Source organism: Arthrobacter sp. MDT1-49-2, assembly GCF_059090185.1.
Window position 1 is genome coordinate 73360 of record NZ_JBNHFK010000010.1, and the last position, 26283, is coordinate 99642.

Sequence of the window (26283 nt, forward strand, 5' to 3'; positions counted from 1 at the left end):
CCGTTCATTCTTACGGACAAAGGCACAAGCTGCGAGGGGTGCCGGGCGGAAACGCCGGCGAACACCGGGCCCTCAGACCTAGACGGCCGCTGTTTCCTTGGCAGGCCGGGCTGATTCCCGGGCGGCTTCCCCTGCGCGGGAGCGGTGGTACAGGACCATGCTGATGACATTGAGCACGGCAGTTAGCGCCAGAATGCCGCAAGCCACCCAGTAGCCCACGATCGCGGTCATCACGCAGGACAGCAGCACCAGGGCCAGCGTCACGATCTGCAGGGGAAGCATGGATTTCGAAGCGGACATTGTTCCTCTTTCGGCGGTGGGGCTGCGGTTCACCTAAGAATCTACCTGCCCGGCCGGCTGCTGCGGGTCCCGCCGCTCCGCGGCAGCCCGGGCCACTCAGGGCAGGAACTTGCCTAGTGCAGCGACTTCAACCCGACCACACCGCCCACAATCATCGTTAGGAAGAGGATCTTCAGCAGGGACACCGATTCCGCACCGGTGGCCATGGCATAAACGACGGTCAAGGTGGCGCCGATCCCCACCCAGACGGCATACGAGGTGCCCAGCGGTAGTTCCCGCATGGCGAAGGCCAGCCCGGCCATGCTGGCCACCAGGGCGGTAACGAAAATGGCCGAGGGCCAGAACCGGCTGAATCCCTGCGACCTGTCCAGGGCCGTGGCCCAGACCGCTTCCAGGACACCGGAGAGCACCAGGACAATCCATGACATAACAATCTCCCACGGGCCGTCTTGTCGCACACCGGGTACGGCACCCCTCGTCCGGGAGACCGTGTCGCGGCCTCCCTTCCACGGTCGCACGCCCGGATGCCGGGGGCAACTCGGGCCGGGACCGCCTCCAGCGAAGGAGATTCCGGTATGCCCAGCGGCGCCCTGCCATCGAGTCTGCAAAATATGCAGGTTTTGAAGCCGAAAACGGTAAATATTGCAGACTCGATCCGCTCCTGCCGTCACAAACCCGTGAGATGTCATCTATGGGTTGACAAATCACATGCACACCGTAGGTTGAGGGCATGGAATTTCCGGACCAGAACCCCCTGGCGCAACTCATGCGCCTGGTGGACCAGGCCCACGGGCTCGCCGCCAGCACGGAGACGACCGCCGGCCCTAACGACGACGACGGCGCCCCGGACACGGCCACGGGTACTAACGACGACGACGCCCCCGACGCAGCAGCCGCCCCGAACGCAGCTGCCGCCGTCGCCGTCGCCGTCGGCATTGAGCGGGCAGCCGAGGCGCACCTGCGCTCCGCCGTCAACGCGGCCCGGGCAGCCGGAGTGTCCTGGCAGCTCATAGGCGAGGCGCTGGGGGTTTCCCGGCAGGCCGCGTTCAAACGGTTCGGCTCGGCAGCGGCACTTGAAACAGGAGGAGAACTTATGGCCAAGCCCGTGGTAAATCTCGAGGAACGCACCGAAGAGGTCTTCCGGATGCTCAGCAAGGGCGACTACGCCGGGGTCAAGGCGCTGATGACGTTCACATGTTCGCGCACGCTCACCAAAAAGAAGGTCATGGAGGTCTGGGACGGCGTGGTGCAGCAGACCGGTGCACTGGAATCGCTCTCGGACACCGTCATCCAGACCGCCGACGGCCGCAACGTAGTGCTGCAGCAGATCAACCAGCTGCTGGGCGGCGGCCTGGTGGGACAGACGCAGCTGAACCATGAGGCGGGGGAATGGATTGGCCGGGTGGCCTACAACGGCTCCGGAAAAATCACCGGGATGCTCATTGTCCATCCCCTGAGTGCCTCCAACCTTCCGTTCTAGCTGCCGTTATAGTGGCGGCATGCCCCAGCTGACCGCCCCCTCGGCCGCGCTGCAGGACGCGTGGCGTGAGGCGCATGCTGAGTGGGGTCCGGGCCTGCACGAGGACGGATTTGGTCTCCTGCCCGGTGACGACACCGGCACCCCGGAGGGGTTCGCGGCCTGGCTGCAGCGGCTCGCCGGCGACACCGGGTGCACCTACCGCTGGATCGTGGCGGACGGTGCGGTGCTGGGCGGCATCGGCCTGAGGCATGGGGAGGGCGAGGCGGTGCTCCGGGCGGGACACATCGGTTACGGTATCCGCCCCTCCGCCCGGCGCATGGGATACGGCGTGTGGGCGCTGCGGGCCGTGCTGCCTGAGGCGCGGCGCCTCGGGCTCGCAGAGGTGCTGGTGATCTGCGCGGCGGACAATACCGCCTCGGCGCGGACCATCGAACGGGCCGGCGGGGTGCCACAGGGTAAGGACGCCGACGACGGCGGCCGGCTGCTGCGGTACCTGATCCCCACCGGCTAGCGCGCCGTGCCGCATGCCTTGCCCGGCAGCACCGCCGAACCTGCGCGAGCGCATTGACGAGGGCCGGGCCGCGGGTCAGCGTGGATTCATGACACAGTCGGACGCCGGGGACGGAAAGGACGGTCAGGGGTCCGCGACGGCAGCCACCGTCATCGACCAGGCTTTCTTCGCCTTCAGCGGGCTCGCAGCCATCTGGTTTGCCGTCCTGCTCCTGGAGGAATCGCTGGAGCTGGGCCACATTGGCTTCCTGGTGGTGTTCTGGGCGGCCCTGGCCTATCTGGTGCTGCCCCGGATCGACCGGATTCTCACTCATATCTTCATTCCGGATTACTTTATGGGCCGGACCCGCACCAATGCGGGCCTGTTCGGCGACGCCGTCAACCTCGCGTTTCTGGGCAACGAGGAGCAGCTGCGCGGAGCGCTCGGCCGGGCCGGCTGGCATCTGGCGGACCCGGTGTCCCTGGCGAGCAGCTGGGGCATTGTGAGCTCCACCCTGCTGCACCGCAGCTACCCCAACGCGCCGGTGAGCCCGCTGCTGCTCTTTGGCCGGCACCAGGATTTCGCCTACGAACAGGAAGTGGACGGCAATCCGCGGCAACGCCACCACGTCCGGTTCTGGCGCTGCCCGGAAGGCTGGATGCTGCCCGGCGGCATTGCCTCGGACTGGCTGGCGGCCGCCTCCTTTGACCGCGCCGTCGGGCTGTCCCTGTTCACCTTGCAGGTCACCCACCGGGTCGGGAAGAACATCGACGCGGAGCGGGACTATCTCGTCTCGTCCCTCCGGCAAACCTCCCCGGAGGTGACCGTTGAGGTGATCAAGAACTTCTCCACCGGATATCACTCCCGCAACGGCGGCGGAGATACCATTGCGACCGACGGCGACCTCCCCGTGGTGGACCTGGCCAGAGTGCCGGAGTCCGCCGGTGAGCAGGAGGAACTGGCCGCGATCAACCGGACCGGCATCAGCACTTTGTCCCGGCTTCCGCTCCACCGGCCGGCGCCGGTGGTGTTCGGCGCAGTGCTGGTGTTCCTGCGCGGTGTGGCTGCCCTGACCGTGGCCTCGCCGTTCCTGACCCGGTTTGCCGACTCGCCCTGGGTGACGCAGCTGCTGGGTGAGCAAAGCCAGGGGCTGGCAGACATGGGCAGCACCTATGCGCCCGCCAGTTTCTCACTGACCGTCTTTGCCTGTGTGGAGGCGGTGCTTGCCCTCTTCATCCTGCGCGGCAGCAACGTTGCCCGGGTCACCGCCATGTCCCTGAGCGCGGTGGCCATTGTCCTGCAGATTGTCACGGTGGTGACGACAGGACCTGATGTCCCGCTGGGCTCGAACCTCTTCGGGTATTCCTTCGACATCCTGCTCATCCTGGCGCTCTCCGGCAGCCGGGCGAGGATCTATGCCCGCATGCACAGCCACCGGCGCCGGCGGGTGCGCGCTGCGAAGGCGGCGGCCTAACAGGTGGCGACCCGGAGCTAACCCCCGGCAGGCCAGACGACCTCGAAGCGCTCGAATACCAGTTCGTCGGACTCGGACCAGGTGCCGCCCCGGGCCGCGGAGGTGCGCTGCCAGAACTTCCGGTGTTCACGCCGCCAGGAGTCCAGGCTGAGATCATCCTCGCCCTCATCGCGGGCAAACGCCGCATCGGCGTCGTCAAAGGTGCCAAGCCGCAGTTCCGTGGTCCGCAGAATCACGCGCGGCGCCCCGGCGCCGTCACACACAATCCAGTGCACGCCGATCCGCGGCAACGGTTCACCGTCGGCGGCATATCCGGCGACGTCGGAGGAGGTGGCCCGCTTGCGGCCGGACAGGACCAGCGCCAGCAGTTCATCGGCCATCTGCGGGGAATCACCGAAGGCCTCCACCGTATACTCCCCGGCGGCGGCCGCCCTGGCCGGAAAGGCGGCGGCATAGGCGTCCCAGAGCTGCGCGGCGGCGTCGTAGTCGTAGGCAATTTCAGCGGTATCCATACCGGCAAGTCTCTCAGTTCCGGGCATGGTCCGGGTTACCCCTGAACGACGACGGCGGCGGCACCCGGGTGCCGCCGTCGTCAACGGCCGGAGAGACCGCTTTAGTGCTGGGCCTGCCGGGCCGGTAGCAGCGGGGCGAAGAACTCCCCCAGCTCCGCGGTGGCCGTCAGCGGCAGCACGTTGGCCACGTACTGGTCCGGACGGACCACCACCACGGCGCCGTCGCGGGAAATGCCGCGCTCGGCAAAGATGTCCGAGGCCGGATTCAGCCCGTAGACCTTGGACAGGTCATTGAGCTGGAACGGGCCGACCTGCGGCTTGAACACTGCGGGCACCTGAATCAGGTCAATGCCTGCATGTTCCTGCTGGTAGATGACCTTCACATCGAACCAGGCATCCCGGTCCAGGCCCGCCGGGGTGGCGGCCAGCGGCGAGTCCGGTGCAGTCTCCAGCCAGTCCGCCAGCTCTGAAACGGCCGAGGTGCTGCCCGCGGAGGCGTTGTCCGCGAAAACGTAGATCCGCCAGCGGCCGTCCGCCGCCGCCTGGTGGCCGAGGTGCACCGGGTTGGTGTCGCAGACCCGCTGGACCATGGCGGACTTGAAGCGTTTGCCGAGGGGAAAGCCGGACGCCAGCTCCTGGTGCGCGGGGTCGGCAATCAGCATCGACGGCGTGTACTGGGTCATGAAGCCGGCCGGGAACTCGGCGGTGCGTACGTAGAAGTCCTCCAGGTCCGAGGGGTTCTCAAATTCCTCCGGCTTCTTGGCCATGAGGGTGGACCATTCCTTGTCGAAATCGATGAGGTTCTTCGCCACCACCTGGCGTTCGGCCGAATAGGTGGAGAGCAGGGCCTCCGGGCTGCGGCCGTCCAGCACGTGGCCGAGCTTCCAGCCGATGTTGAAACCGTCCTGCATGGACACGTTCATGCCCTGGCCGGCCTTGGCGCTGTGCGTGTGGCAGGCGTCCCCGGTGATGAACACCCGCGGGGTGCGGGTGCCCAGATCCTCGGGCAGCACGTCGTCGAACCGGTCGGTGAGGCGGTGGCCCACCTCGTAGACGCTGTGCCAGGCCACGTTCCGGACATCCATCGTGTAGGGAGCCAGAATGCTGTTGGCCTTGGCGATGATCTGGTCAATGGTGGTTTTACGGACGGCTCCGTTGTCATCCTCCGGCACCACGCCCAGGTCCACGTACATGCGGAACAGGTGCCCGCCCTCGCGCGGGATCAGCAGGATGCTGCCGCCGTTGGAGGACTGGATGGCGCATTTGGTGCGGATATCCGGGAAATCGGTGTTGGCGAGGATATCCATCACACCCCAGGCGTGGTTGGCCTTGTCCCCCTTGAGGGTGGAGCCGATGGACTCGCGGACCCGGCTGCGCGCACCGTCGGCGCCCACCACGTACTTGGCCTTCACGGTGCGTTCGGTGCCCTCATCCGGGCCGGCGGTGCGCCGGAGGGTGACGGTGACCGGGTACTCGGCGTCGTCGTCGACCTCCAGGCCCAGGAACTCGAAGCCGTAGTCCGGCGCCATGCGCGAAGGCGAGTTGGCCATGACCCGGGCGAAGTAGTCCAGCACCCGGGCCTGGTTGACGATCAGGTGCGGAAACTCGCTGATCCCGTGCGGATCATCCAGGGCACGCCCGGAGCGGATAATGCGGGACGGATCCTCGGGGTCCGGCCGCCAGAAGCACATCTCGGTGATGCGGTACGCCTCGGCGGTGATTTCCGCTGCGAAGCCGAAGGCCTGGAAGGTTTCGACACTGCGGGCCTGAATGCCGTCCGCCTGGCCGATAACCAGCCGACTGTCCCGGCGCTCGATAATCCGCGTGGTGATGTTCGGGAACTGGGATAGCTGCGCCGCGGTGAGCATGCCGGCCGGTCCGGTGCCGACAATGAGCACATCCATTTCGTCGGGCAGCTCGGCCGGACGGTCGACGCCGACCCCTGCGGCGGGCTGAACGCGCGGGTCGCCGGATACGTAGCCGTGATGGTGGAACTGCACGCGTGTCCTCACTTCGTTGTGCCGGTGGTGCCGCGGCTCGGAAGGTGGGCGTTGCAGTATGGACACTGGTTCGCCAGCCGGGCGCATGCGGTGTCAACACCCTACGGGACGTATGACACAGCTCACAACATTGAGGTCCGTCCCGGGTGGGCCGGCGGCGGCCCGCTGACGGGCCGGTGGCCCGGTCGGTGCCGGGCCGCTGACTTTCAACCTGCCGGCACGGGCGGGCCGCTGGCGGGCCGCTGACTTTCAGCCTGCCGGCGCGGGCAGACGGTTGCTGCGTCAGCCGGACGCTTTTCGCCCTGCCAGGCAGGAGCCGCAATCCCGGCGCCCCTCGGCCCCCTCTGCACCCACAATCAGCAGCCCCGGCGGGTTGAACTCCCAGGTCCGCCGGACAATCTGGCATGCCCGGGTGTGGAATACCCAGCCGGACTTCATGATGTACACCTGCCCCGGCCCCAGCTCCGGCAGCACGGCCCTGCGGCTTCCCGTGTCCGCCGGCCCGTCTCCGGCGGCGGGCTGTCCAATATCCCCGTAAATTCGCGATCTGTCCCCCATGCAGCAGATCATGCCTCCCCCGTCTGACAATTTGCCGTGAACGCGGGTACGGCAGGATGGATGCCATGACCATTGCAAAGACCGTGCTGTTGTTTGGCCTCGCCGCGGCGGCGGAAATCGGCGGTGCCTGGCTGATCTGGCAGGCCGTCCGGGAGGACCGGGCCTGGTGGTGGGCCGGACTGGGCGTGATGGCCCTGGGCCTCTACGGTTTTGTGGCCACGCTGCAGCCGGACGCGAACTTCGGCCGGATCCTGGCGGCCTACGGCGGCGTGTTCGTGGCCGGTTCGCTGGCCTGGGGCATGGTCTTTGACGGGTTCCGGCCCGACCGGTGGGACATCGCCGGCTCGCTGATCTGCCTGGCCGGGGTGGCAGTGATCATGTTCGCCCCGCGCACCCCGGTGTCCTGACCGGCCGTCCGCACCGGGAAATCGACCAGTTTGGGAAAAACCGGCCAGGTTGGAAGGAATCGAACGGTTTAAACCGGCTGAGTTTCCATAAAGTGGGCGAAATTTCCCAAACCGGTCGAAGAATCGCCAGCCGGCAGCAGAAACCTACCCGCCCACGTACGCCGCCAGGTGCTCCCCGGTCAGCGTGGACCCGTCCGCCACCAGATCCGCCGGCGCCCCCTCAAACACCACCGTGCCGCCGTCGCGCCCCGCACCGGGACCCAGGTCGATGATCCAGTCGGCATGTGCCATCACGGCCTGGTGATGCTCGATCACAATGACCGACTTACCCGAATCCACAAGCCGGTCCAGCAGTGCCAGCAGCTGTTCGACGTCGGCCAGGTGCAGGCCGGTGGTGGGCTCGTCCAGGACGTAGATGCCGCCCTTGCCGCCCATGTGCGTGGCCAGTTTCAGCCGCTGACGCTCACCGCCGGAGAGCGTGGTCAGCGGCTGGCCCAGGTGCAGATAGCCCAGCCCGACGCCGGCCAGCTGGGTCAGGATCTTGTGCGCCGCCGGGGTGCGGGCTTCGCCGTCACCGAAGAAGTCTTCGGCTTCGGCAACCGAAAGTGCCAGCACCTCGGCAATGTTCTTGCCGCCCAGCCGGTATTCCAGCACCGAGGCCTGGAACCGCCGGCCCCCACAGTCCTCACAGACCGACTCCACCGTGGCCATCACGCCCAGCTCGGTGTAAATCACGCCGGCACCGTTGCAGGTGGGGCAGGCGCCCTCCGAGTTGGAGGAAAACAGTGCGGGTTTGACGTTGTTGGCCTTGGCGAAGGCCTTGCGGATCGGCTCCAGCAGCCCGGTGTAGGTGGCGGGGTTGCTGCGCCGGGACCCGCGGATGGGGCTTTGGTCCACGGTCACCACACCCTCCCGCCCGGACACGGAACCGGAGATCAGCGAGCTTTTGCCCGAACCAGCCACACCGGTGAGGACCGTCAGCACACCGAGCGGAATGTCGACGTCGACGTCGCGCAGGTTGTTGGTGTCCGCCCCGCGGACCTCAAGAAAGGCCGACGGCGTGCGCACCGAATCCTTCAGCCGCGCCCGGTCCCCGAGGTGCCGGCCGGTCAGGGTTCCGCTCTCCCGCAGCCCCTCCAGCGGTCCCGCATAGGTCACCGTGCCGCCCCCGCTGCCGGCGCCGGGTCCCAGATCCACCACATGGTCGGCAATCGCGATGGTCTCGGGCTTGTGCTCCACCACCAGCACCGTGTTGCCCTTGTCCCGCAGCTGCAGCAGCAACCGGTTCATCCGGGCAATATCATGCGGGTGCAGGCCAATGGTGGGTTCATCGAAAACGTAGGTGACATCGGTCAGCGAGGACCCCAGGTGCCGGATCATCTTGGTCCGCTGTGACTCCCCGCCGGAGAGCGTTCCCGAAGGCCGGTCCAGCGACAGGTAGCCGAGCCCGATCTCCGCGAAGGCGTCCAGCAGCTGCTGCAGTCCGGCCAGCAGCGGGGCCACCGACGGTTCCTTCAGGCCGCGGACCCACGCGGCCAGGTCGCTGATCTGCATGGCGCACACATCGGCAATGTTCAGGCCACCGATTTTCGACGAGCGCGCTTCCGGGGCCAGCCGGGTGCCGTCGCAGTCCGGGCAGGTGCTGAACGTGATGGCCCGTTCCACAAAGGCGCGGATGTGCGGCTGCATGGATTCGGGATCCTTGGACAGCATGGACTTCTGAATCTTCGGAATGAGGCCCTCATAGGTGAGGTTGATGCCCTCCACCTTGATCTTGGTGGGTTCCTTCCAGAGCAGATCATGCAGCTCCCGCTTGCCGAACTTCGCAATCGGCTTGTCCATATTAAAGAACCCGGACCCGGCGAAGATCCGGCCGAACCACCCCTCCATGCTGTAGCCGGGAATGGTGATGGCGCCTTCGGCCAGCGACTTCGAATCGTCATACAGGGCGGTGAGGTCAAAGTCGGTGACCGCCCCGGTGCCTTCACAACGCGGGCACATCCCGCCCAGCCGGTTATATACGGCCTTCTCGGCGCGGGTTTTCCCGTCTCCGCGCTCCACCGTGATGGCTCCGGAGGCGCGGACGGAGGGCACGTTGAAGGAGTAGGCATTGGGCGGGCCGATCTGCGGCTGCCCGAGCCGGCTGAACAGAATACGCAGCATGGCGTTGGCATCCGTGGCGGTGCCCACGGTGGAGCGCGGGTTGGAGCCCATCCGCTCCTGGTCCACGATGATGGCCGTGGTCAGCCCCTCCAGCAGGTCAACTTCCGGCCGGGCCAGGGAGGGCATAAAGCCCTGCACAAACGCACTGTAGGTCTCGTTGATCAGCCGCTGAGATTCGGCGGCGATGGTGCCGAACACCAGCGAGCTTTTCCCTGAACCGGACACCCCGGTGAAGACCGTCAGCCGCCGCTTGGGTATCTCGATGCTGATGTCCCGCAGGTTGTTCACCCGGGCGCCCTGCACCCGGATCACGTCATGGCGGTCCGCGACGTGCTCCGGACCCGCCGTCGTGCTGTCCCTGCTTGTGGTTCCCGCGCTCATGGCTGCTCCGTCCGTCGGTTCGATTCTGCCCCGCGCACGGTGGCCGGGCAACGCCTTTACGACGACGGCGGCCGGCGGGCGCCGCGGGTCAGGCCTGCTGCCCCAGTACTATGAGCACCCAGGGCGCCAGCCAGAGCAGGAACATGCCCAGCAGGCCCCAGGCACCCGCCTTGGGACTCCCGCTGCGGGCACCGACCACCAACAGGATGATGCCCAGGCTCAGCCCCGCAGCCCATCCCGGCCCCATCCACACCGCTGCCCCCGTCCAGCCCTCGACCTCCAGCGTGAGCTGAAAGAGTGCGAATGCCGGCAGCAGGGTCAGCAGGAAACACGTCATGCCCAGCCCCAGCGCGATGCCGCCGGACCAGCCCAGCCTGCCGGGCGGTTCGAATGCGCCCGCGGCTCCCGGAGGCACCGCCTGTGCGGGCACGGCTGCCCCGAGTGCAGCCGTCCTTGTGCCCGGTAGATCCTGTGGCTCGTCCTTCGCCATTCCGGCCTTTCCAGTCGCGGGTGCTTTCCCGGGACTCTACCGTGTTAACAAGACCCGCCTCGCCGGACCGGCGTCGGGCGGAGCACTTTTCCGGCACCAAAGGGCATCGCCATGGCAAAGCTTGATCTGCGGGTACGGCTGCTTGGCAGGGTACTGAAGCGCTTCTCGGTGGCCAATAAAAGCGAGAAGCGGATTCTCGCCGAGCAGAAACTCACCATCCGCCATAACCCGGTGACTGACTGGCTGATCAGCGGAATGGTGCCAGGCGTGGAGGTGCGGGAGGGCACCGCGGCCGGAGCCGACGGGCGGATCCCCGTCCGGATGTACCGTCCGGCGCGTACCGCGGAAACCCTGCCGCTGGTGGTGTTCATCCACGGCGGCGGCTGGACCTTCGGAACCCTGAACGTCTATGACGGGATCGCCAGCACCATTGCCCGGGACGCGGACGCCGTCGTCGTGTCCCTCGACTACCGGCTGGCGCCGACGCACCCCTGGCCCGCTGCCGCGGAGGACTGCTATGCAGCGCTGGCGGACCTGGCCGGGCGCGCCGCGGAGTGGAACGCCGACGGCGGCCGGCTGGCGGTGGTGGGCGACAGCGCCGGCGGCAACCTCGCGGCCGTGCTGACGCTGATGTCGCGGGACCGGTCCGGGCACGCAATCGCCTTCCAGGGCCTGCTGTATCCCGCCACCGACCTGACCCTGGGCAGTGCCTCAATGGAGGACGAAGCCGGTGCACCGTTACTCACCAAACGCGACATGGAGCGCTACCGCAGCCTCTACCTCCCTCACGCAGAGGATTACGCCAATCCCTACGCCTCGCCGCTGCTGGCGCTGGATCACAGCGGGCTGCCCCCTGCCCTGATCCAGGTGGCCGAACACGACCCGCTCCGCGATGACGGGCTGCGCTATGCCGACGCGCTCCGCGCCGCCGGCGTGCCGGTCCGCAGCACCACGTACGTGGGAATGCCGCACGGATATCTGGGGTTCCCGCGCCTGTTCCGCAGTGCCCCGCAGGCACTGGCCGAGGTCAGCGCGGAGTTGCGGCGGTATCTGGTTCCGGGGAGTGCGCCGCATCTCCGGCGCGAGGGCCCTTGAGCCTCGTGGGGTACGCTCCGGCCATGGGGAAAACATTGCTAAAACCGCTTCTTTTGCCGGCTGCCGTGGTTGTGCTCTGGCTGATTTCCGGATGGGCGTATGAGCTGTTGCTGACCGCCGGCAGCGGAATACCGCTGGGATTGGCGGCGGTGCTCGCCCCGGACACCATGCCGGTCCGCATTCATTCGATGCTGGATGGGCCGGGCAAGGTCCTGGTGGCCGCGCTCTCCGCCCTGCCGGTGGCGGCATTGACCCTGGCCTTCCTGCCTGGCACCACGACGGGGAAACCACCGCGCGGCACACTTTTCCTGGCCAGCTGGATGAGCGTGGTCCTGGCCGCCGTGGCCGGCTCAGGGGTGCTGGCCACAGCCGGCATTCTCGCCGCATGGCCGTTGGGCCGGCTGCAGTGGATCTTCGACATGCTGGCACCCTCGCTGCTGACCGGCGCGTACTGGGGTGTGAGCTGGGGCTGGATGCCTGCGCTTCTGGCTGTTTACCTGCGTTCCCGGCCTGAGGATGTCGGCAGCCCGGCCGACGACGGCGGTTCCGGGAACCAGGGTGAGGGCACCGTGCCGGGACGGCAGCGGGCCTGGGCACTGGGCGCCTTCGCCCTGTTCTCGGCGGCGCTGCTGGTGGCACTGCCGCTGACCGCCCGGGACTCCTCGCAACCGGCACCGGTCCCGGAAGCCGTCCCCACACCGGAACCCACGGTGTACGGTGCTGCGGCCGTGGCCGCCGCAGTTTCGGAAGTTGATCCGCAATGGTGCGTGGGCGACGAAGTAGCACTGTCCATCGGCGGGTGGAATGCCGCCACCGGACACCGTGCCGCCCGGATCATGCTGGAAAACACCGGCACCCGGACCTGCACCGTGCAGGGGTACCCGGACCTGGACTTTGAAAGCGGCGACGGCTGGGTCATGGGCATCACCGCAGTCCATGGCGGATCCATGATGACCGAGGATTCCGCGGCCGTTCCGGTGACCCTGGCACCGGGCGCGGAAGCCACGGCAGACATCGGCTGGCGCGGTACCGCCGGGGCAGACATGGTCCGGGTCGGCACGCTGCTGGTGGCACCCTATGCCGGGACCGAACGACAGGAACTGGAAGCGGATATCGATCTGGCGGAGCCCGGGTTCCTGACCGTGACGGCCTGGGCACCTGCCGAAGACGAGGCATCGGCCGGCTAGGGCCGCGCTTCCCTCAATCGGCGGCTGCAGGGGTGCGGTCAGGCTTTACCGTTGGCCATCACGCCGGCCACGGAGCGCGAGGACATGATGGATACGGCCGAGAGCCAGGACATCACGGCCAGCGCGGACAACGCCGAGCCGACCGCCAGCACGGAGCCGAAGGACCCGATGGAGCCAATGGAACAGGCCGAGCCCACGCTGCCGATCGACAGCACGGAGTTCTTCGATCCGATGGAGAGCACGGACCCTGATGACCATAAAGACAGCACTGAAGGCTTCATGGTCCGAACCTACTCCAGCCGGACACCGCTGAGCCGGGCCACGGCTTCCGGGTCGCGGTGATCGAAGAACAGCGAGTGCCCGGCATCCAGATCGGCGATGGCCGCCATTTCCTGCGGGCTGAGCTCGAAGTCGAAGACCTCCATGTTTTCTGCCATCCGCTCCGGCCGCACTGATTTGGGGATGACGACAATTCCGCGCTGGATCAGCCAGCGCAGCACCACCTGGGCAACGGACTTCCCGTGCCCGGATGCCACGGCCGTCAGCGTGGGATCAGAGAAGAGGTTGTTCTTCCCTTCCGCAAACGGAGCCCAGGATTCATGCCGCACGCCGCGGTCCGCCATCAGTTGGTTCTCGACGGCGCGCTGGTAGAAGGGGTTCGTTTCAATCTGGTTCACCGCCGGGACCACGTCATTGTGCATGATGAGGTCCACCAGCCGGTCCGAGGTGAAGTTCGAAACCCCGATGGCCCGCGCGGCGCCGTCGTTAAAGAGCTGTTCCATGACCCGCCACTCGCCGTAGACATCACCAAAGGGCTGGTGGATGAGATAGAGGTCCACGTAGTCGGTGCCGAGGTTCTGCAGCGAGGTTTCAAAGGCCCGGCTGGTGGTGGCTTCACCGTTGTCCTGGATCCACAGTTTGGTGGTGATAAAGAGTTCGTTGCGCGCAATGCCGCTCTTCTGCACGGCACGGCCCACAGCGTCCTCATTCCGGTAGGCGGCCGCGGTATCCAGTGAGCGGTAACCGGCGTCCAGCGCCTGGGTCACCGCTGCTTCAGTTTCCTCCGGCGGGACCTGATAGACGCCGAAGCCGAGGATCGGCATTTCCACGCCGTTGTTGAGGGTGACGTATTCCATCGGGTTGTCCTTTCGCTGGCGGTTTGCTGCAGGAGTTCCCCCTGCTGCACAGACATGCGATGCCGCGTTACAGGTCGTATTCCGCGTCGGTAACCGGATCTCCCCATTCAGACTCCTCACCCACCGGCGGCGCCTCCCACATGGCCAGGTGCGTCATCAGGCTGTTCGGGGCGGCACCGTGCCAGTGCCATTCCCCCGGCGGGGTGTACACAGTGTCGCCGGGCTGCACGTGGACCACGAGGCCGCCCCGGGCCTGCACCATCCCATACCCCTCGGTAATGTGCAGGGTCTGCCCGACGGCGTGGGAATGCCAGGCCGTACGGGCACCGGGAGCGAAGTGCACGGCATTCACGCGCATCCGTGAGGGGACCGGTTTCGGGGCGGCGATGACCTCGAACCAGACGTCGCCGGTGAACATACCGGCAGGCCCTTTGGTACTGGGTTGGCGTGGTTCCAATTGCATGGCATCTCCCTGCCGATGGGTGAGCGGCTTCGCGCCGGGCGGCTTCGCGCCGGACGGCTTCGCGCCGGGCGGTTTCGTGCCGGGCGGTTTCGTGCGGCACCGGACGGGATTCCCCCCGGACCAGGCCGCAAGCCTGCCTTCGACACTACAAGGGCCGCAGGCGATGCGGGAGGGGGAAGCCTCGCTGCACCGGCAGGCATGCCAAGGTAGGGCCGAGAACGCCGGCCTGAGCGCTTAGCCGTGCCGCCCGCGCGGTATGAGGGTCAGGGCGATGGCCGCAACACCGGCCGCGAGTGTGCCAAGGCCCAGGACCGCCGGCGCGACGGGGAAGCCGCCTTCCTCGATGCCGGTGTAGGCCAGTGCGCAGGGCCGAACGGTGTTGCCGCTGACGGGGTCTACCAGAACGCCGTCAGGTCCCGCGGTGGGTACCGGAAGCCCTGCCGCTTCGGCAGCGGCAATAGCGGCGGCGGCGTCCGGACAGGTGCAGTTGGCTGCACCTCCGCCGCCCGCAGCACCGCCCCCGCCCTGGGAGGAGGTGCCAGTGGGACCGGTTGTCGGTGCGCCGGTGGTTGGTGCGCCGGTAGTTGGTGCGCCGGTTGTCGGTGCGCCGGTTGTCGGTGCGCCGGTTGTCGGTGCGCCGGTAGTTGGGTCAGGCGTCGGCGCGCCAGTGGTGGGCGACGGCGTCGGCGTCGCGGTCGTCGGCGTCGGCGTCGGCGTTGCGGTGGTAGGCGTGGGGACCGGCGTATCCGTGGTGGGACAGGGGGTGGGAGCGGGCGAGGTGGTGGGCGGCGTATTGGAGCAACCGTTGGCCAGGAACTGCGCAGCTTGGACAGGGTCCTCGCGCCACTTCGCGCTCCCGCTATAACCCTCAAACGGCGGCACTACGTCGCCCGGGTGGCTGTCATGGCCGTTGCCGCCAAACACGCTGGACGTACTCACGGATTGGTAGTTGTAGACGTCCTCCGGCTGCCCGGGCGGGTGGTGGCAAATAGTGACTTTGCCGGCGGTCAGGTCGGGGGACGTTTGCGTTGGCATATTAACGGCCTGTGCCGCTCCGGCACTTCCTGCAAAAGCAAACATAAAAACGGCGAGGAAACCCAGGACACGGATCTGGCGGACTTTTTTCATGGCGGTGAGCTCCTGCCGACGAGGGTGCACTTGTGAGCCGTACCCACCGGATGGGAGGCATGGCCGGATGCAGGCACGTCGGGGAATGAACGCAACACCCATGTCAGGGAGGGGCCGTTCGATAACCCGCCAGCCTGGCAGTGGTGTCAGAAACCGGGTCAAATTGCTGTGGCTGAACCGAGCCTACGCAGCACCTAAGTAGCGGAAAAGAGTATCCGCGCATACTGGTCCGGGTGGTTTTGATTTTTTCACAGGTGCTTGGCCCGCTGTCATCCAGCCGACGGCTCTCGCGGGCCGGCGTGCTCCCGCCGGCCCGCGAGCTGCATTACGCCCGTTCCACCGGTTGCTGCAGCTCAGTCACCCAGTCCTGCTGGTTTGCGGAGTCCGAGCGAAGGTACACCTCCCGGCACGGTCCCGACGGCGCGAAGCCGCGGGCGATGATTTCCGCGTGCAGCGCCTGCCAGCTGTCCCCGATCCGGTCCATGGCACCCAGATGCACTCCGCAGATGGCTGCAGGCACCGCGGGCAGGTTCACGGTGAGCAGGGTCCCGGGCACCTCCCCGGTGACGGTGAAGCCCACCACAATGTCCATCCCGTCCTCCCCCATCTCGTACTGGGCAATGGGAGTGCCGGGGGTTGCCCCGGCGGAGGCCACGGCGTCGCCCACTGCCTCAAAGAGGGGGCCGACGACGCCGGGGACTTCCGGCTGTTCGGCAACCACGGCGGTGCGGGCGGCGAGGCGGACGGCGGGCAGGGGCTTGGAGATGATTTCGATCCGGGACATGGCATTTTCCTTTTCAATGAGGCGGAGCCTGCGCTCCACGTCGGCGAGCCTGGCGGTTGCCGTGCGCTGTTCGTTCTCCACTTCGGCACGCCGGGCGCGCAGCAGGTGCGCAATCCGGGCTGCGTCCACTCCGGCGTCGAGGATGGAGGCAACGTCCTCCAGGCCGAAACCGAGCTGGCGGAGGGCGACAATCCGGTGCAGCCGTTCCAGCTGCGCGGGATCGTAGGAACGGTAGCCGCTGAACCCATCCACGTGGGCGGGCACGAGCAGTCCGGCGGTGTCCCAGTGCCGCAGCATGCGGTGGGTCACCTGCCCGATCTGCGCGAACGCTCCGATGGATAACATGCTTCAGTTCTCCCGTCTGCCACTGTGTCAGGGTCAAGTATCGCCTCCGATCCGCTCCAAAACGGGGGTTTTCCCTACCGCTGTACGGCGGCGAGCCCGGTGTTGGTACGCCTGCGGCACCGGCAGACTTGGATCATGACGCAATCACTGCCCGCTGCCTCCCGCCAATCCGGAGTTCCCGCCCTCTTCCGCGGGGAAACCTGGCGGGCGTTCGGCTACCACTGGATTTCCCTGGTGCTCACGCCGCTCGCCTTCACATATGCGGTGACCGCCGTCTCCCTGGGCGCTTCGCTGGCGTTCACCTGGGCCGGGCTCGTGATTCCCGCCGCGATGATTGTGGGGGCCCGCGGCTGGGGCCTCCTCAACCGCGGACTGGCCCGGCATCTGCTGGGCACCGATCTCCAGGCCCCGGTGCCGTTTACGCCCCGCCGCGGTTTTGTCGGTTTCCTGCGCAGCGGGCTGACAGACGGGGCGGGATGGCGGGCGATTGTGCACATGGAGGTTTCCTTTGTCCTGTCGATAATCGCCTTCACACTTAGCACCACGTTCCTGGCGCTTGGACTCGGCGGGGCCACGCACTGGTTCTGGTACCGGTTCATCCCGCTGCAGCAAAGTGCCGACGGTTCCTGGCACCGCGGCACACAGGTCTTTCCCGAGGTCTATGCCGACACCCCCATGTGGCAGGCCATCTACGCCGGCGCCGGACTGCTCATCCTTTTCTTCCTCTGGCCCTGGGTCAACAACGTGACGGCCCGGCTGCAGGCGCTGCTGGCTTCGGCCCTGCTGACCCCGACGGCGTCCAGCCTGCGGGTGCGGACGCTGGAACAGTCCCGCAGCGCCTCCGTTGACGACGCCGATGCCCGGCTGCGCCGGATTGAGCGGGACCTGCATGACGGCACCCAGGCGCAGCTGGTGGCCATCGCCATGAAGGTCGGCGATGTCCGCGAGCGTCTCGCCGCGGCAGATGCCTCACCCGAGGTCCTCGCCCTGCTGGACAGCGCGAACGGCACCGCGAAGGAGGCCCTGACGGACCTGCGCGGACTGGCCCGCGGCATCCGCCCGGCGGCCTTGGAGGACGGCTTGGACACGGCGCTCGAGACCCTGGCCGCCGGTTCCGCCCTGCCCGCCACGGTGACCTACACCCTGGCCCGCCGGCCGGACCCTGCCATCGAAGCCATTGCCTACTTCTGCGCCGCCGAGCTGGTGACCAACGCCGTCCGGCACGCCCGCGCCAGCCGGATCGACATCAGCGTCAGCACGCACAACGACGGCGAGGGGCTGCTGCTGACCGTCGCCGACGACGGACGGGGAGGCGCCGCCGTCGGCCGCCGCGCCGGCCGCCACACCGGGCTCGCCGGGCTGCAGGAACGCGCCGGGGCGGTGGACGGATGGCTGGACATCGTCTCACCGGCGGGCGGGCCCACCCGGATCACCGTGGAGCTTCCGCTATCGTCGAAGGCATGATTCCCCAGCGCCGCCTTCCCTGCCCTGCCGTCGCATGAGAATTGCGCTGGCCGAGGATTCCACGCTGCTGCGTGTCGGCCTGACCGAGCTGCTGACCAGCCGGGGACACGAGGTGGTCACCGTCGTCGACAACGCCGCGGACCTGCTCGCTGCCCTGGACGCAGCCGACGACGGCGAGCTGCCCGACGTTGTGGTGCTGGATAACCGGATGCCGCCCACCTTCACCAACGAGGGCATCCAGGCGGCCCTGACACTGCGCCGCACCCACCCGGAGGCGGGCGTGCTGGTGCTCTCGCAGTATGTGGAGACCCGGTATGCCGCTGAGTTGCTGGCCGGCCATCCCGCCGGGGTCGGCTACCTGCTCAAGGGCCGGGTGGCCGACGTCGCCGACTTCCTCGCAGCCCTGGCCCGCCTGGCACGCGGTGAGACCGTGCTGGATCCCGAGGTGGTGCAGCAGCTGATGGGCGCCTCCCGGCACCGCACGGACCTGCAACGCCTGACCCCGCGGGAGACGGAGGTGCTGGACCTGATGGCCCAGGGCCGCACCAACGCCGCCGTCGGCAGCACCCTGTTCCTCTCCGCCGGGGCCGTGGAAAAGAACATCACGTCAATTTTCGCGAAGCTGGGTCTGCAGCAGAGCCCCGGGGACCATCGCCGGGTGCTTGCGGTGCTGGCGTACCTGCAGTCGGCCTAAGCCGCACCGGAATCCGACCGCCAGTTCCACCCTGCCGTTAGGCTGTCGTTCCTGAGCATTCAAGGTCGGCAGGAGAGGACAGGTGGTTTCAGTGGGGCTGGACAGCAACCCGGGACGTGCCGCGCAACTTTGCATCGAGGCCCATGCGCGCCTGATGGGCAGCGTGACGGCCCTGACCAACGACGACGTCCGCGCACCCAGTCTTCTACCGGGCTGGAGCGTAGGACATGTCCTCACCCATCTGGCCCGCAACGCCGACGGGCTGGGCCGGCGGATCGCCGGGGCACTGGACGGTCTCGACCTTCCCAAGTATCCGGGCGGCGAAACCCAGCGGAACGGTGACATCGAGGCGGGGGCCTGCCGGAGCGCGCAGGAACTTGTCGATGACCTGCAGGCCAGCCAGTCGCGGCTCGAAGAGTTGTTCGGCCGCTATTCCGAAGCCGGCTTCTCCAACGGGCACCTTCGCGGCGGCGAACCCTACGGAGTGGTGGCGTGCCCTGCCCACCGGCTGCGCGAAGTGGAGATGCATCACGCCGATCTCGGAGTGGGGTACTCGCCCGCGGACTGGCCGGAAGAGTATGTGGAATGGGACCTCCCGGTGCTCTTGGCAACGGTCCCGGACCGGCTGGAGCCGACGGATCGGAGGCGGTTCATGGCGTGGCTGGCAGGCCGGGGAACACTGGATTCCGCGCCTTTGCTTGGCCCGTGGTGAGTTCCTACAGGTTTTCCCGCAGCGCCCCGAACGGATTCCAGAAGTACCCGAAGTCATCCTGTGGGCCGGACATAAACCGCTGGGTGAAAATGACACCGATGTCACCGTTGGGATACACCGCCGCGCTGGTGCCGGAGCCGCCGGCCCAGCCCCACATCCCCGGTTCGGTCCATGGCGCACCCGGCCCGGTCTGCACTGCGGTCATAAAGCCCCATGATTCGTCCGGTCCGGACATTTCGAGCATGCCTTCCCGCTGCGGGGAGGTCAGCTGGTCCTCGGTCATCTGTTCCCGAAGGTCCGCGGGGAGCACGGCGTCATCTGCCAGCCCACCGAGGAAGCGCAGGTAGTCCGGCACCGTGGATGCCAGGCCGCCGGCCAGGGATTCAAACTTCGGCGGAGCTGCCATCGCGTCCCGGTAGTGGGCTGCTTCCTGAAGCCTGCCGTCAATTGCCTCGTACACAGCCGGGAAGGCTTCAGCGCCGGTCGGGAACCCCGTCCCGGAGAGGCCGAACGGAATACTGATGCGCTCCTCCAGCAACTCACCCACCGATGCATCGCCCGCCTTGGCCAGCACCACCGAGAGCAGATCCGCGCAGGAATGGTACATCCAGCGGTCACCGGGCTGGTGGGCCAGCGGCAGGTCAACCAGCCGGGCGAGATACTCGTCGGGGGTAAAGTCCGGCGGGTTCGGCCCCCACAACAGGTCCCGGGTGGCCGCCGCGTACGGTGTGGGCGCAAAATCGATGCCTAACCCGGCCGTGAAGGTCAGCAGGTGCCGAACGGTGATCGGGCCGCGGGCCGGAACCGACACGGTCAGCGGCGCATCCGGGGTGGCGAGTACACGCAGGTGGCCCAGCGCGGGCAGGAGGCGGGACACATCCTCCTCCAGGTCCAGCGTCCCGTCCGCCACCATGCTCAGTGCCAGGGCGCCGCCAAGCAGCTTGCTCAGCGAGGACACGCGGAACGGGGTGTGTTCCTCCATTGGTGCGGACTTCTCGAGATCCAGCGAACCGGCAGCAAAAAACTCCGTTTGTCCGTCAATCCGGATACCGGCCACCAGCCCGGGGCACCAGCCCGATTCCACGGTCCTGGACAGGACGTCCCACAGCGGTGCACCGATGCCTGGCATGCATCCACTGTCCGCCGGTGGTGCCGGGGAGTCAACGGCTGCACGGGTCCTGCCGCGGGTTCGGCTATGTATGCTGTGCGCCATGACGGCCCCTTCGGTTTATGTCCTTTTCCCCGGCACTGCACGCGAGGCCCTCACGTTTTACGCCAGGGTGTTTGGCGGGGAGCTGTCGCTGCACACCAATGCGGATTTCGGCGGCGGCGGTGCACCCAAGGCCATTGCGCACGGCATCCTCAGCGGCGTCGTGACCCTGTACGGTGCGGACGCGGCCCTGCATGAGGAGAGTATCCAGCTCCGGGGCGTGATGCTCTCCCTGCTGGGAACCGCCGAGCCGCCCCTCCTGCACGAGTGGTTTGACCGCCTCGCCGTAGGCGGCCGGATCGTGGACCCGCTGGGCCCCAAACCGTGGGGCGCTTCCGACGGACAGGTAGTGGACCAGTACGGGCTGCACTGGCTGATCGGGTACGAGCCAACCTCTCAGGGAAAACAATGACCGGCCGCATTGTCCTGCTCGGCGCCACCGGATACACCGGCGGCCTGGTGTTGGGGGCACTGTTCCGGCGTGGCCTGCGGCCCGTCCTGGCCGGACGCAACACTGATGCGCTGGCCGGGTTGGCGGAGGAACACGGCGGGCTGGAGTTCGCCGCCGCAGACGCCCATGACACGGGCAGCGTGCGCCGCCTGCTGGATCCGGGTGACGTGCTGATCACCACCGTGGGGCCCTTCGAGCGCTTCGGCCTGGGTGTCGCCGAGGCCGCGGTGCAAGCCGGCGCCCGTTATCTCGACACCACCGGTGAGGTGGGGTTTGTCCGCACGCTGCAAGGGCGGTTCCAGCAACAGGCGAAGGACACCGGCGCCGTGCTTCTGCCGGCCTTCGGCTATGACTATGTGCCGGGAAACCTGGCCGGAGCCATGGCGGCACAGCAGGCCGGAGCGCCCGGCCGGACGCTCGACGTCGGCTACTTCACCTCGGGTGCACGGCGCCCGGGACTGAGCCAGGGCACGGGGCGAACCCTGCGTGACGGCTTGTTCCTGCCTGCGGTCCGCCGCATGGACGGGCGGCTGGTCGAAGTGCGGACGGCGGCCGACGTCCGTGTCTTCCCGGTCAGCGGTACGCAGAGAGCACATAAAACGGGATTTCTGGTCCCGGGCACGGAGGTGCTTTTCCTACCGGATGCATTTCCCCAACTGGAGGCGGTATCGGTGTACAACGGCTGGTTCTCCCCGTTCAGCCGGGCCCTGAGCCTGGTTACCGGCCTCTCCCACGCGGCTGGAAAGTCGTCCCGGGGCCGGCGTCTGATGGAAACACTGACCTCTCCCATCATTAGGAAACCCGGCGGACCGGACAGTGCCACGCGGGCTAAAACGCGCACCCAGGTGGTGGCTACCGTGTCGGGGGCGGACGGGGGCGTGCTGTCGGCGGTGCAGCTCACGGGACCGAACGTCTACACGCTGACGGGTGAGCTGATTGCCTGGGGAGCTGAGCAGTTGCGGGACCGGAAGGATCTGAAACCGGGCGTGTCCGGCCCCCTGGGGGCCTTCGGACTGGAGGGGCTGGCCCGGGGTTGTGCCGAGGTAGGCCTGGTTCCGGTGGACGGTAGTGGCGCCTAGGCGCCGGCGGCCGGGTCCCGGCTGCGCACCGCAGCGTAGATGAGCATGTCGCGGCGCTGCCCGGAGATTTCCATGTAGCTGCGCAGCAGCCCTTCCCGCTCAAAACCCGCGTGCTCTGCGCTCCGGAAGGATGCCGCGTTCCAGGGTTCGATGTACAACTCCACCCGGTGCACCTCGGGGATGCTCCAGGTGAAGTCCAGCAGGGCGGTCAGCGCCTGGGCCGCGAGACCCGCTCCACGGGCGCCCGGCACCACCGCATAGCCCGCTTGGGTGCGGCCCTGCTGCAGTTCCCATCCCCACAGGCCGATCTGACCGACGGCGCGGTCCGTCGCGGCGTCGGCAATAGCGAAGGAATAACCGCTCCCCCGCACGTGCATGTACCGCTGGCGTTCCAGCCAATCCAATGCCTGTTCGTAGGTTTCCCTTGCCGGGAGACTGCCGACCGTGGGGATATAGGTGTCCTGGGCAAGGTCCATGGCCATGCCGGCATCCTCATCCCGGAACGGGCGCAGGCGGATGCTGCCGCTGGCGGGTTCCGCCGCGGGCCATGGCGGAATGCCGGTGCTGGTTTCCATGGGCACAGCCTGCCATGGCGGCGCCTCCGTGTCCCGGAGGCACCGGCCCCTACTTGCGGCCGAACAGCTTTCCGAGCCAGCCGCTGCCGCCGGCAGGCTGGGCACCGACAGCCGGCTTGCCTGCATTCGCGCTGCAGGTACAGCGTTCACCCTTGGGCACGTTGCGCATCACCTGATCCACATGGTTGCCGCAGCCGGCCCAGGTGGTCTTGCCGCACTTCTTGCATGTAGCCGCTCTGCACATATTCGAACTCCGTTTCGGATCGGGGAAATCTCTTGCTTCCGCCATCCTGACAGATACCCCTAGGGGTATGCAAAAGCGCGTCCCGCCGAGTTGCGGCTATACCCCCTTGGGTATTACCGTGGAAAACAGATCGGATACCCCCGGGGGTGTCCAACCGCAATCCAAAGGAGACAACATGCTGCTCGAACGCATCTATGACGAGGACCTGGCCCAGGCGAGCTACTTCATCGGCTGCCAGCGCAAGGGCGAGGCTGTGGTGGTGGACGCCCGCCGGGACATCAACACTTACCTGGAACTCGCCGCCGCCAACGGCATGCGCATCGTGGCGGTTACGGAAACCCATATCCACGCCGATTACCTCTCCGGCACGCGTGAACTGGCCGCCGCCACCGGCGCCGAAATGTACGTTTCCGGCGAAGGCGGGGAAGACTGGCAGTACCGCTTCGCCGCGGAGCGCCTGTACGACGGCGGCACCATCAGCATCGGCAACATCACGCTGAAGGCGGTGCACACCCCGGGCCACACCCCGGAACACCTGTCCTTCCTGATCACCGACGGAGCCTTCAGCAAGGACCCCGGCTACCTGCTCTCCGGCGACTTCGTATTCTCCGGCGACCTGGGCCGTCCGGATCTGCTGGACGAGGCCGCGGGCGGTGTCGACACCCGCTTCGAGGGTGCCCGGCAGATCTTCCGCAGCCTGCAGGAGAAGTTCGTTACCCTGCCGGACCATGTGCAGGTCTACCCGGGCCATGGCTCCGGCAGCGCCTGCGGCAAGGCCCTGGGCGCGCTGCCGTCCACCACGGTGGGGTACGAACGGCTGTACGCCTGGTGGGGCCCGTACGTTGAAGCCGGCGACGAGCAGGGCTTTGTGGATGAACTGCTCAACGGCCAGCCCGACGCCCACGCCTACTTTGGCCGGATGAAGCGCGAAAACCGGCAGGGCCCGGCCGTCATGGGCGAGCGTTCCGAGCTGGAAGAGCTCTCTGCCGACGACGTCGTCCGCGGACTGGAGCAGGACAGCATCACTTTTGTGGACACCCGCCCGCACACGGCAGTGCACGAGGGAACCGTGACCGGGGCCGTGAACATCCCGGCCGGCAAAAAGACCGCCAGCTTCGGCGCCTGGGCCGTGGATCCGGAAACGGACGAGCGGCCGCTGGTACTACTGGCCGACGACGCCGCCGCGGCACGGGAAATGTGGGACCACCTGGTCCGCGTGGGCATTGACCGCGTGGCCGGTTACGCCACCAGCCTGGACGGACTGCCGACGAGCACACCGAAGCGGATCAACCCGGAGGAGCTGGAAAGCTTCGACGCCGCCCTGGTACTGGACGTCCGCAACAAGACCGAGCATGCGGACGGGCACATTCCCGGATCGGACCAGCTCAGCGCCGGCCGGGTGCTGTGGAACCAGGACCAGCTGCCCGCCGAGGGAACCATCGTGACCTACTGCCAGAGCGGGGTGCGCAACTCCGTGGCTGCGAGCGCTCTGCGCCGGGCCGGCTTCGACGTCGTCGAACTTGATGGCAGCTACGCCGGCTGGTCGCAGTGGAAGGCCGGACAGTCTGCCTAACCCCCGGCGCACACGGAAAAGGGGGTGCTCCGCATCGCGAAGCACCCCCTTTCCTCCGTCCGTCAGGCCAGGGAGAGGAAGAGCTTTTCCAGGTCCTTCTTGTCCATGGAGCCGTCCTCACTGATCAGGCACTGCTCCAGTCCCGCAGCAATAATCGCGAATCCGGCCTTATCCAAGGCCTTCGAGACGGCGGCGAGCTGCGTGACGATGTCCTTGCAGTCCCGGCCTTCTTCAAGCATCCGGGTGACAGCGGCCAGCTGGCCCTGGGCACGCTTGAGCCGGTTGACGACGGGGGCAAGTTCAGTGTTGTCGAGCTGCATGGACTCTCCTCGGTAGATTCTTCCTCCAGTATACCCCCGGGGGTTTACTGGAGGGCCGTGACGGGCGCCTCGAACCGCACAAACCCAAAGCACCACAACAGCAACACAACCATAAGAAATGAGACCCCATGGCCTCCGCACTACCCTCCGTGTCCGAACTCGACGCCGCAACGCTGCTGGAAATGACCGGCACCTCTGACGATCTGGTCATCATCGACGTCCGTTCCGCCGCCGAATTCGAATCCCTGCATATCCGCGGCTCCTACAATGTGCCGCTGCCGCTGCTCTCCGAGCACACCGGCCAGCTGGCCGAGCGCCTCGGCGGCCGCGTAGTGCTGGTCTGCCAGTCCGGCGTCCGCGCAGAACAGGCCCGCGGGCACCTGGCCGGGGCCGGCGTCGAGAGCGCCATGGTCCTCAAGGGCGGCGTGCCAGCCTTTGCCTCCGCCGGCGGCGACGTTGTCCGCGGCGCGCAGCGCTGGTCCCTGGAGCGCCAGGTCCGCATGGCAGCCGGCACCCTCGTGGTGGCCGGGCTTGCCGGTGGCCGGTTCGTTTCCCCCAAGGTGCGTTTCCTGGCCGGCGGGATCGGCGCCGGACTGACGTTCTCGGCCGCGACCAACACCTGCGCCATGGGCCAGGTCCTCGCCAAGATGCCCTGGAACCGGACCGCTGCGGAACCCACCGCACAGTCCGCCATCGGCCAGCTGCCCACCTCCCGCTAGACCCCTCGCGGCGGCCGCCGTTTTCTGCGGCGGCCGCCGCGGACCGCCGCTTCAACCCAAGGACCCATCATGACCCTCGCCCTCGCGGCCACCCTGCTGCTCTCCGTACTGATCGGCGTCTCCCTCGGCCTGCTGGGCGGCGGCGGGTCTATCCTGACCGTCCCCATCCTGACCTACGTCGCCGGACTCAACCCGCGTGAAGCCATTGCCTCCTCCCTGTTTGTCGTCGGCGTGACGTCGGCCGTCAGCGCCATCGGACATGCACGGAAGGGGCGGGTGCAATGGCGCACCGGCCTGATCTTCGGCGCAGCCGGCATGGCGGGCGCCTTCGGCGGCGGGCTGCTGGGCGGACGGATTCCCGGCACCATCCTGATGATCGCCTTTGCACTGATGATGGTTGCCACCTCCGCGGCCATGATCCGCGGACGCAAGAACGTGAAGGCCGCCGGCGACGGGGAACTGCGCGTCGGCAAGGTGATTATCGAGGGCCTGGTGGTCGGTCTGGTCACCGGCCTGGTGGGTGCGGGCGGCGGCTTCCTGGTGGTGCCCGCGCTGGCGCTGCTGGGCGGCCTGTCCATGCCGGTGGCCGTAGGTACCTCCCTGGTGGTGATCGCGATGAAGTCCTTCGCGGGCCTGGGCGGGTACCTCACCACCGTGTCCCTGAACTGGCCGCTCATTGCCGCGGTAACCATCGCGGCCATTCTGGGCTCCCTTATCGGCGCCCGGCTGGCCGGACGGATTCCGGAGGCCGCACTGCGGCGCGGGTTCGGCATTTTTGTCCTGGTGATGGGCGTCTTCGTCCTGGCCCAGGAGCTGCTGGGTCTCCGCTGATCCGGTAAAGCGCAAAGG

General features: G+C 67.5%; 30 protein-coding genes and 1 riboswitch. Of the genes, 14 read left to right on the forward strand and 16 right to left on the reverse strand.

Features of this window, described 5'->3' with window-relative positions; translation table 11 throughout:
- Positions 1-78: 78 nt before the first annotated feature.
- Both AC5RTS_RS14090 and AC5RTS_RS14095 read right to left on the reverse strand, forming a co-directional pair.
- Positions 79-300 carry a hypothetical protein gene (locus AC5RTS_RS14090; protein WP_493992634.1) on the reverse strand — a complete coding sequence of 74 codons (222 nt, stop codon included), beginning with the start codon at positions 298-300 and terminating at the stop codon, positions 79-81.
- Positions 301-413: 113 nt separating this feature from the next.
- Positions 414-728, reverse strand: a complete 315-nt coding sequence (locus tag AC5RTS_RS14095; protein WP_493992635.1) for a DMT family transporter — start codon at positions 726-728, stop codon at positions 414-416.
- Positions 729-738: 10 nt separating this feature from the next.
- A riboswitch (guanidine-III (ykkC-III) riboswitch) is annotated at positions 739-805 on the reverse strand.
- Between the two features lie 225 nt (positions 806-1030).
- Here AC5RTS_RS14095 and AC5RTS_RS14100 point away from each other — a divergent pair.
- The 3 genes from AC5RTS_RS14100 (at position 1031) to AC5RTS_RS14110 (ending at position 3744) form a co-directional block, all read left to right on the forward strand.
- Positions 1031-1780, forward strand: coding sequence for a hypothetical protein (locus AC5RTS_RS14100; RefSeq protein ID WP_493992636.1), 750 nt, complete (start codon positions 1031-1033; stop codon positions 1778-1780).
- A 19-nt stretch (positions 1781-1799) separates the two neighbouring features.
- Complete coding sequence (locus AC5RTS_RS14105; protein WP_493992637.1) at positions 1800-2291, forward strand: GNAT family N-acetyltransferase; 492 nt, start codon at positions 1800-1802, stop codon at positions 2289-2291.
- Positions 2292-2379: 88 nt separating this feature from the next.
- Positions 2380-3744, forward strand: a complete 1365-nt coding sequence (locus AC5RTS_RS14110; protein WP_493992638.1) for an LssY C-terminal domain-containing protein — start codon at positions 2380-2382, stop codon at positions 3742-3744.
- 17 nt (positions 3745-3761) lie between these two features.
- Here AC5RTS_RS14110 and AC5RTS_RS14115 read toward each other — a convergent pair whose 3' ends face one another.
- From AC5RTS_RS14115 to AC5RTS_RS14125, 3 genes are all read right to left on the reverse strand, one after another.
- Positions 3762-4256 (reverse strand): ASCH domain-containing protein, encoded by a 495-nt coding sequence (locus tag AC5RTS_RS14115; RefSeq protein ID WP_493992639.1) that lies wholly within the window; start codon positions 4254-4256, stop codon positions 3762-3764.
- A gap of 101 nt (positions 4257-4357) precedes the next feature.
- A complete protein-coding gene (locus AC5RTS_RS14120) occupies positions 4358-6256 on the reverse strand; it encodes an FAD-binding monooxygenase (RefSeq protein WP_493992640.1) in 1899 nt (632 codons plus the stop codon).
- 282 nt (positions 6257-6538) lie between these two features.
- Entirely contained in the window at positions 6539-6814 is a 276-nt protein-coding gene (locus AC5RTS_RS14125; RefSeq protein ID WP_493992641.1) for a hypothetical protein, read from the reverse strand.
- Between the two features lie 65 nt (positions 6815-6879).
- On the opposite strand from AC5RTS_RS14125, the gene AC5RTS_RS14130 reads away from it, so the two are divergent.
- Positions 6880-7221 carry a YnfA family protein gene (locus AC5RTS_RS14130; protein ID WP_493992642.1) on the forward strand — a complete coding sequence of 114 codons (342 nt, stop codon included), beginning with the start codon at positions 6880-6882 and terminating at the stop codon, positions 7219-7221.
- 144 nt (positions 7222-7365) lie between these two features.
- Here the strand turns inward: AC5RTS_RS14130 and AC5RTS_RS14135 are convergent, their stop codons facing one another.
- Together AC5RTS_RS14135 and AC5RTS_RS14140 are read right to left on the reverse strand one after the other, a co-directional pair.
- Positions 7366-9765, reverse strand: coding sequence for an ATP-binding cassette domain-containing protein (locus AC5RTS_RS14135; protein ID WP_493992643.1), 2400 nt, complete (start codon positions 9763-9765; stop codon positions 7366-7368).
- 88 nt (positions 9766-9853) lie between these two features.
- Positions 9854-10255, reverse strand: coding sequence for a hypothetical protein (locus tag AC5RTS_RS14140; RefSeq protein WP_493992644.1), 402 nt, complete (start codon positions 10253-10255; stop codon positions 9854-9856).
- Between the two features lie 111 nt (positions 10256-10366).
- On the opposite strand from AC5RTS_RS14140, the gene AC5RTS_RS14145 reads away from it, so the two are divergent.
- Together AC5RTS_RS14145 and AC5RTS_RS14150 are read left to right on the forward strand one after the other, a co-directional pair.
- Positions 10367-11350: an alpha/beta hydrolase gene (locus AC5RTS_RS14145; RefSeq protein WP_493992645.1), complete on the forward strand. Its 984-nt coding sequence runs from the start codon at positions 10367-10369 to the stop codon at positions 11348-11350.
- 23 nt (positions 11351-11373) lie between these two features.
- On the forward strand, positions 11374-12537 hold the full coding sequence (locus AC5RTS_RS14150) for a DUF4232 domain-containing protein (protein WP_493992646.1): 1164 nt from the start codon (positions 11374-11376) through the stop codon (positions 12535-12537).
- A gap of 38 nt (positions 12538-12575) precedes the next feature.
- Here AC5RTS_RS14150 and AC5RTS_RS14155 read toward each other — a convergent pair whose 3' ends face one another.
- The 5 genes from AC5RTS_RS14155 to AC5RTS_RS14175 form a co-directional block, all read right to left on the reverse strand.
- Complete coding sequence (locus tag AC5RTS_RS14155) at positions 12576-12818, reverse strand: hypothetical protein (RefSeq protein WP_493992647.1); 243 nt, start codon at positions 12816-12818, stop codon at positions 12576-12578.
- Between the two features lie 9 nt (positions 12819-12827).
- Positions 12828-13673, reverse strand: coding sequence for an aldo/keto reductase (locus tag AC5RTS_RS14160; RefSeq protein WP_493992648.1), 846 nt, complete (start codon positions 13671-13673; stop codon positions 12828-12830).
- Positions 13674-13740: 67 nt separating this feature from the next.
- Positions 13741-14136 carry a (R)-mandelonitrile lyase gene (locus tag AC5RTS_RS14165; RefSeq protein ID WP_493992649.1) on the reverse strand — a complete coding sequence of 132 codons (396 nt, stop codon included), beginning with the start codon at positions 14134-14136 and terminating at the stop codon, positions 13741-13743.
- Positions 14137-14370: 234 nt separating this feature from the next.
- Positions 14371-15171 carry a hypothetical protein gene (locus tag AC5RTS_RS14170; protein ID WP_493992650.1) on the reverse strand — a complete coding sequence of 267 codons (801 nt, stop codon included), beginning with the start codon at positions 15169-15171 and terminating at the stop codon, positions 14371-14373.
- Positions 15172-15589: 418 nt separating this feature from the next.
- Complete coding sequence (locus tag AC5RTS_RS14175) at positions 15590-16393, reverse strand: MerR family transcriptional regulator (protein ID WP_493992651.1); 804 nt, start codon at positions 16391-16393, stop codon at positions 15590-15592.
- A gap of 135 nt (positions 16394-16528) precedes the next feature.
- Here AC5RTS_RS14175 and AC5RTS_RS14180 point away from each other — a divergent pair, with 135 nt between their 5' ends.
- From AC5RTS_RS14180 to AC5RTS_RS14190, 3 genes are all read left to right on the forward strand, one after another.
- Positions 16529-17857 (forward strand): sensor histidine kinase, encoded by a 1329-nt coding sequence (locus AC5RTS_RS14180; RefSeq protein WP_493992652.1) that lies wholly within the window; start codon positions 16529-16531, stop codon positions 17855-17857.
- 34 nt (positions 17858-17891) lie between these two features.
- Positions 17892-18551 carry a response regulator gene (locus tag AC5RTS_RS14185; protein WP_493992653.1) on the forward strand — a complete coding sequence of 220 codons (660 nt, stop codon included), beginning with the start codon at positions 17892-17894 and terminating at the stop codon, positions 18549-18551.
- Positions 18552-18633: 82 nt separating this feature from the next.
- Positions 18634-19263: a maleylpyruvate isomerase N-terminal domain-containing protein gene (locus AC5RTS_RS14190; RefSeq protein ID WP_493992654.1), complete on the forward strand. Its 630-nt coding sequence runs from the start codon at positions 18634-18636 to the stop codon at positions 19261-19263.
- A 4-nt stretch (positions 19264-19267) separates the two neighbouring features.
- On the opposite strand, the gene AC5RTS_RS14195 is transcribed toward AC5RTS_RS14190, so the two are convergent.
- Entirely contained in the window at positions 19268-20392 is a 1125-nt protein-coding gene (locus tag AC5RTS_RS14195) for a serine hydrolase domain-containing protein (RefSeq protein WP_493992655.1), read from the reverse strand.
- Between the two features lie 82 nt (positions 20393-20474).
- Between AC5RTS_RS14195 and AC5RTS_RS14200 the strand changes: the two genes are divergently transcribed.
- A complete protein-coding gene (locus AC5RTS_RS14200; protein ID WP_493992656.1) occupies positions 20475-20885 on the forward strand; it encodes a VOC family protein in 411 nt (136 codons plus the stop codon).
- Positions 20882-22003 (forward strand): saccharopine dehydrogenase family protein, encoded by a 1122-nt coding sequence (locus AC5RTS_RS14205; RefSeq protein WP_493992657.1) that lies wholly within the window; start codon positions 20882-20884, stop codon positions 22001-22003. The genes AC5RTS_RS14200 and AC5RTS_RS14205 overlap by 4 nt, the downstream gene beginning before the upstream one ends.
- On the opposite strand, the gene AC5RTS_RS14210 is transcribed toward AC5RTS_RS14205, so the two are convergent.
- Positions 22000-22578: a GNAT family N-acetyltransferase gene (locus AC5RTS_RS14210; protein WP_493992658.1), complete on the reverse strand. Its 579-nt coding sequence runs from the start codon at positions 22576-22578 to the stop codon at positions 22000-22002. The genes AC5RTS_RS14205 and AC5RTS_RS14210 overlap by 4 nt on opposite strands.
- A 49-nt stretch (positions 22579-22627) precedes the next feature.
- The gene (locus tag AC5RTS_RS14215) at positions 22628-22822 is read right to left on the reverse strand and encodes a DUF8730 family Cys-rich protein (RefSeq protein WP_493992659.1); all 195 of its coding nucleotides are present in this window, start codon (positions 22820-22822) and stop codon (positions 22628-22630) included.
- A 175-nt stretch (positions 22823-22997) separates the two neighbouring features.
- On the opposite strand from AC5RTS_RS14215, the gene AC5RTS_RS14220 reads away from it, so the two are divergent.
- Positions 22998-24395 (forward strand): MBL fold metallo-hydrolase, encoded by a 1398-nt coding sequence (locus tag AC5RTS_RS14220; RefSeq protein ID WP_493992660.1) that lies wholly within the window; start codon positions 22998-23000, stop codon positions 24393-24395.
- A 62-nt stretch (positions 24396-24457) separates the two neighbouring features.
- On the opposite strand, the gene AC5RTS_RS14225 is transcribed toward AC5RTS_RS14220, so the two are convergent.
- On the reverse strand, positions 24458-24715 hold the full coding sequence (locus AC5RTS_RS14225; protein ID WP_493992661.1) for a metal-sensitive transcriptional regulator: 258 nt from the start codon (positions 24713-24715) through the stop codon (positions 24458-24460).
- Between the two features lie 128 nt (positions 24716-24843).
- Between AC5RTS_RS14225 and AC5RTS_RS14230 the strand changes: the two genes are divergently transcribed.
- The gene (locus AC5RTS_RS14230; RefSeq protein WP_493992662.1) at positions 24844-25434 is read left to right on the forward strand and encodes a rhodanese-like domain-containing protein; all 591 of its coding nucleotides are present in this window, start codon (positions 24844-24846) and stop codon (positions 25432-25434) included.
- A gap of 69 nt (positions 25435-25503) precedes the next feature.
- Positions 25504-26265 (forward strand): sulfite exporter TauE/SafE family protein, encoded by a 762-nt coding sequence (locus AC5RTS_RS14235; RefSeq protein WP_493992663.1) that lies wholly within the window; start codon positions 25504-25506, stop codon positions 26263-26265.
- Positions 26266-26283 lie beyond the last annotated feature (18 nt).

Excerpts from the sequence above, each read along its gene's own strand:
- AC5RTS_RS14090 (WP_493992634.1), bottom strand. The coding sequence starts at position 300 with ATGTCCGCTTCGAAATCCATGCTTCCCCTGCAGATCGTGACGCTGGCC.
- AC5RTS_RS14095 (WP_493992635.1), bottom strand. The coding sequence starts at position 728 with ATGTCATGGATTGTCCTGGTGCTCTCCGGTGTCCTGGAAGCGGTCTGG.
- AC5RTS_RS14100 (WP_493992636.1), top strand. The coding sequence starts at position 1,031 with ATGGAATTTCCGGACCAGAACCCCCTGGCGCAACTCATGCGCCTGGTG.
- AC5RTS_RS14105 (WP_493992637.1), top strand. The coding sequence starts at position 1,800 with ATGCCCCAGCTGACCGCCCCCTCGGCCGCGCTGCAGGACGCGTGGCGT.
- AC5RTS_RS14110 (WP_493992638.1), top strand. The coding sequence starts at position 2,380 with ATGACACAGTCGGACGCCGGGGACGGAAAGGACGGTCAGGGGTCCGCG.
- AC5RTS_RS14115 (WP_493992639.1), bottom strand. The coding sequence starts at position 4,256 with ATGGATACCGCTGAAATTGCCTACGACTACGACGCCGCCGCGCAGCTC.
- AC5RTS_RS14125 (WP_493992641.1), bottom strand. The coding sequence starts at position 6,814 with ATGGGGGACAGATCGCGAATTTACGGGGATATTGGACAGCCCGCCGCC.
- AC5RTS_RS14130 (WP_493992642.1), top strand. The coding sequence starts at position 6,880 with ATGACCATTGCAAAGACCGTGCTGTTGTTTGGCCTCGCCGCGGCGGCG.
- AC5RTS_RS14135 (WP_493992643.1), bottom strand. The coding sequence starts at position 9,765 with ATGAGCGCGGGAACCACAAGCAGGGACAGCACGACGGCGGGTCCGGAG.
- AC5RTS_RS14140 (WP_493992644.1), bottom strand. The coding sequence starts at position 10,255 with ATGGCGAAGGACGAGCCACAGGATCTACCGGGCACAAGGACGGCTGCA.
- AC5RTS_RS14145 (WP_493992645.1), top strand. The coding sequence starts at position 10,367 with ATGGCAAAGCTTGATCTGCGGGTACGGCTGCTTGGCAGGGTACTGAAG.
- AC5RTS_RS14150 (WP_493992646.1), top strand. The coding sequence starts at position 11,374 with ATGGGGAAAACATTGCTAAAACCGCTTCTTTTGCCGGCTGCCGTGGTT.
- AC5RTS_RS14155 (WP_493992647.1), bottom strand. The coding sequence starts at position 12,818 with ATGAAGCCTTCAGTGCTGTCTTTATGGTCATCAGGGTCCGTGCTCTCC.
- AC5RTS_RS14160 (WP_493992648.1), bottom strand. The coding sequence starts at position 13,673 with ATGGAATACGTCACCCTCAACAACGGCGTGGAAATGCCGATCCTCGGC.
- AC5RTS_RS14165 (WP_493992649.1), bottom strand. The coding sequence starts at position 14,136 with ATGCAATTGGAACCACGCCAACCCAGTACCAAAGGGCCTGCCGGTATG.
- AC5RTS_RS14170 (WP_493992650.1), bottom strand. The coding sequence starts at position 15,171 with ATGCCAACGCAAACGTCCCCCGACCTGACCGCCGGCAAAGTCACTATT.
- AC5RTS_RS14175 (WP_493992651.1), bottom strand. The coding sequence starts at position 16,393 with ATGTTATCCATCGGAGCGTTCGCGCAGATCGGGCAGGTGACCCACCGC.
- AC5RTS_RS14180 (WP_493992652.1), top strand. The coding sequence starts at position 16,529 with ATGACGCAATCACTGCCCGCTGCCTCCCGCCAATCCGGAGTTCCCGCC.
- AC5RTS_RS14185 (WP_493992653.1), top strand. The coding sequence starts at position 17,892 with ATGAGAATTGCGCTGGCCGAGGATTCCACGCTGCTGCGTGTCGGCCTG.
- AC5RTS_RS14195 (WP_493992655.1), bottom strand. The coding sequence starts at position 20,392 with ATGCCAGGCATCGGTGCACCGCTGTGGGACGTCCTGTCCAGGACCGTG.
- AC5RTS_RS14200 (WP_493992656.1), top strand. The coding sequence starts at position 20,475 with ATGACGGCCCCTTCGGTTTATGTCCTTTTCCCCGGCACTGCACGCGAG.
- AC5RTS_RS14205 (WP_493992657.1), top strand. The coding sequence starts at position 20,882 with ATGACCGGCCGCATTGTCCTGCTCGGCGCCACCGGATACACCGGCGGC.
- AC5RTS_RS14210 (WP_493992658.1), bottom strand. The coding sequence starts at position 22,578 with ATGGAAACCAGCACCGGCATTCCGCCATGGCCCGCGGCGGAACCCGCC.
- AC5RTS_RS14215 (WP_493992659.1), bottom strand. The coding sequence starts at position 22,822 with ATGTGCAGAGCGGCTACATGCAAGAAGTGCGGCAAGACCACCTGGGCC.
- AC5RTS_RS14220 (WP_493992660.1), top strand. The coding sequence starts at position 22,998 with ATGCTGCTCGAACGCATCTATGACGAGGACCTGGCCCAGGCGAGCTAC.
- AC5RTS_RS14225 (WP_493992661.1), bottom strand. The coding sequence starts at position 24,715 with ATGCAGCTCGACAACACTGAACTTGCCCCCGTCGTCAACCGGCTCAAG.
- AC5RTS_RS14230 (WP_493992662.1), top strand. The coding sequence starts at position 24,844 with ATGGCCTCCGCACTACCCTCCGTGTCCGAACTCGACGCCGCAACGCTG.
- AC5RTS_RS14235 (WP_493992663.1), top strand. The coding sequence starts at position 25,504 with ATGACCCTCGCCCTCGCGGCCACCCTGCTGCTCTCCGTACTGATCGGC.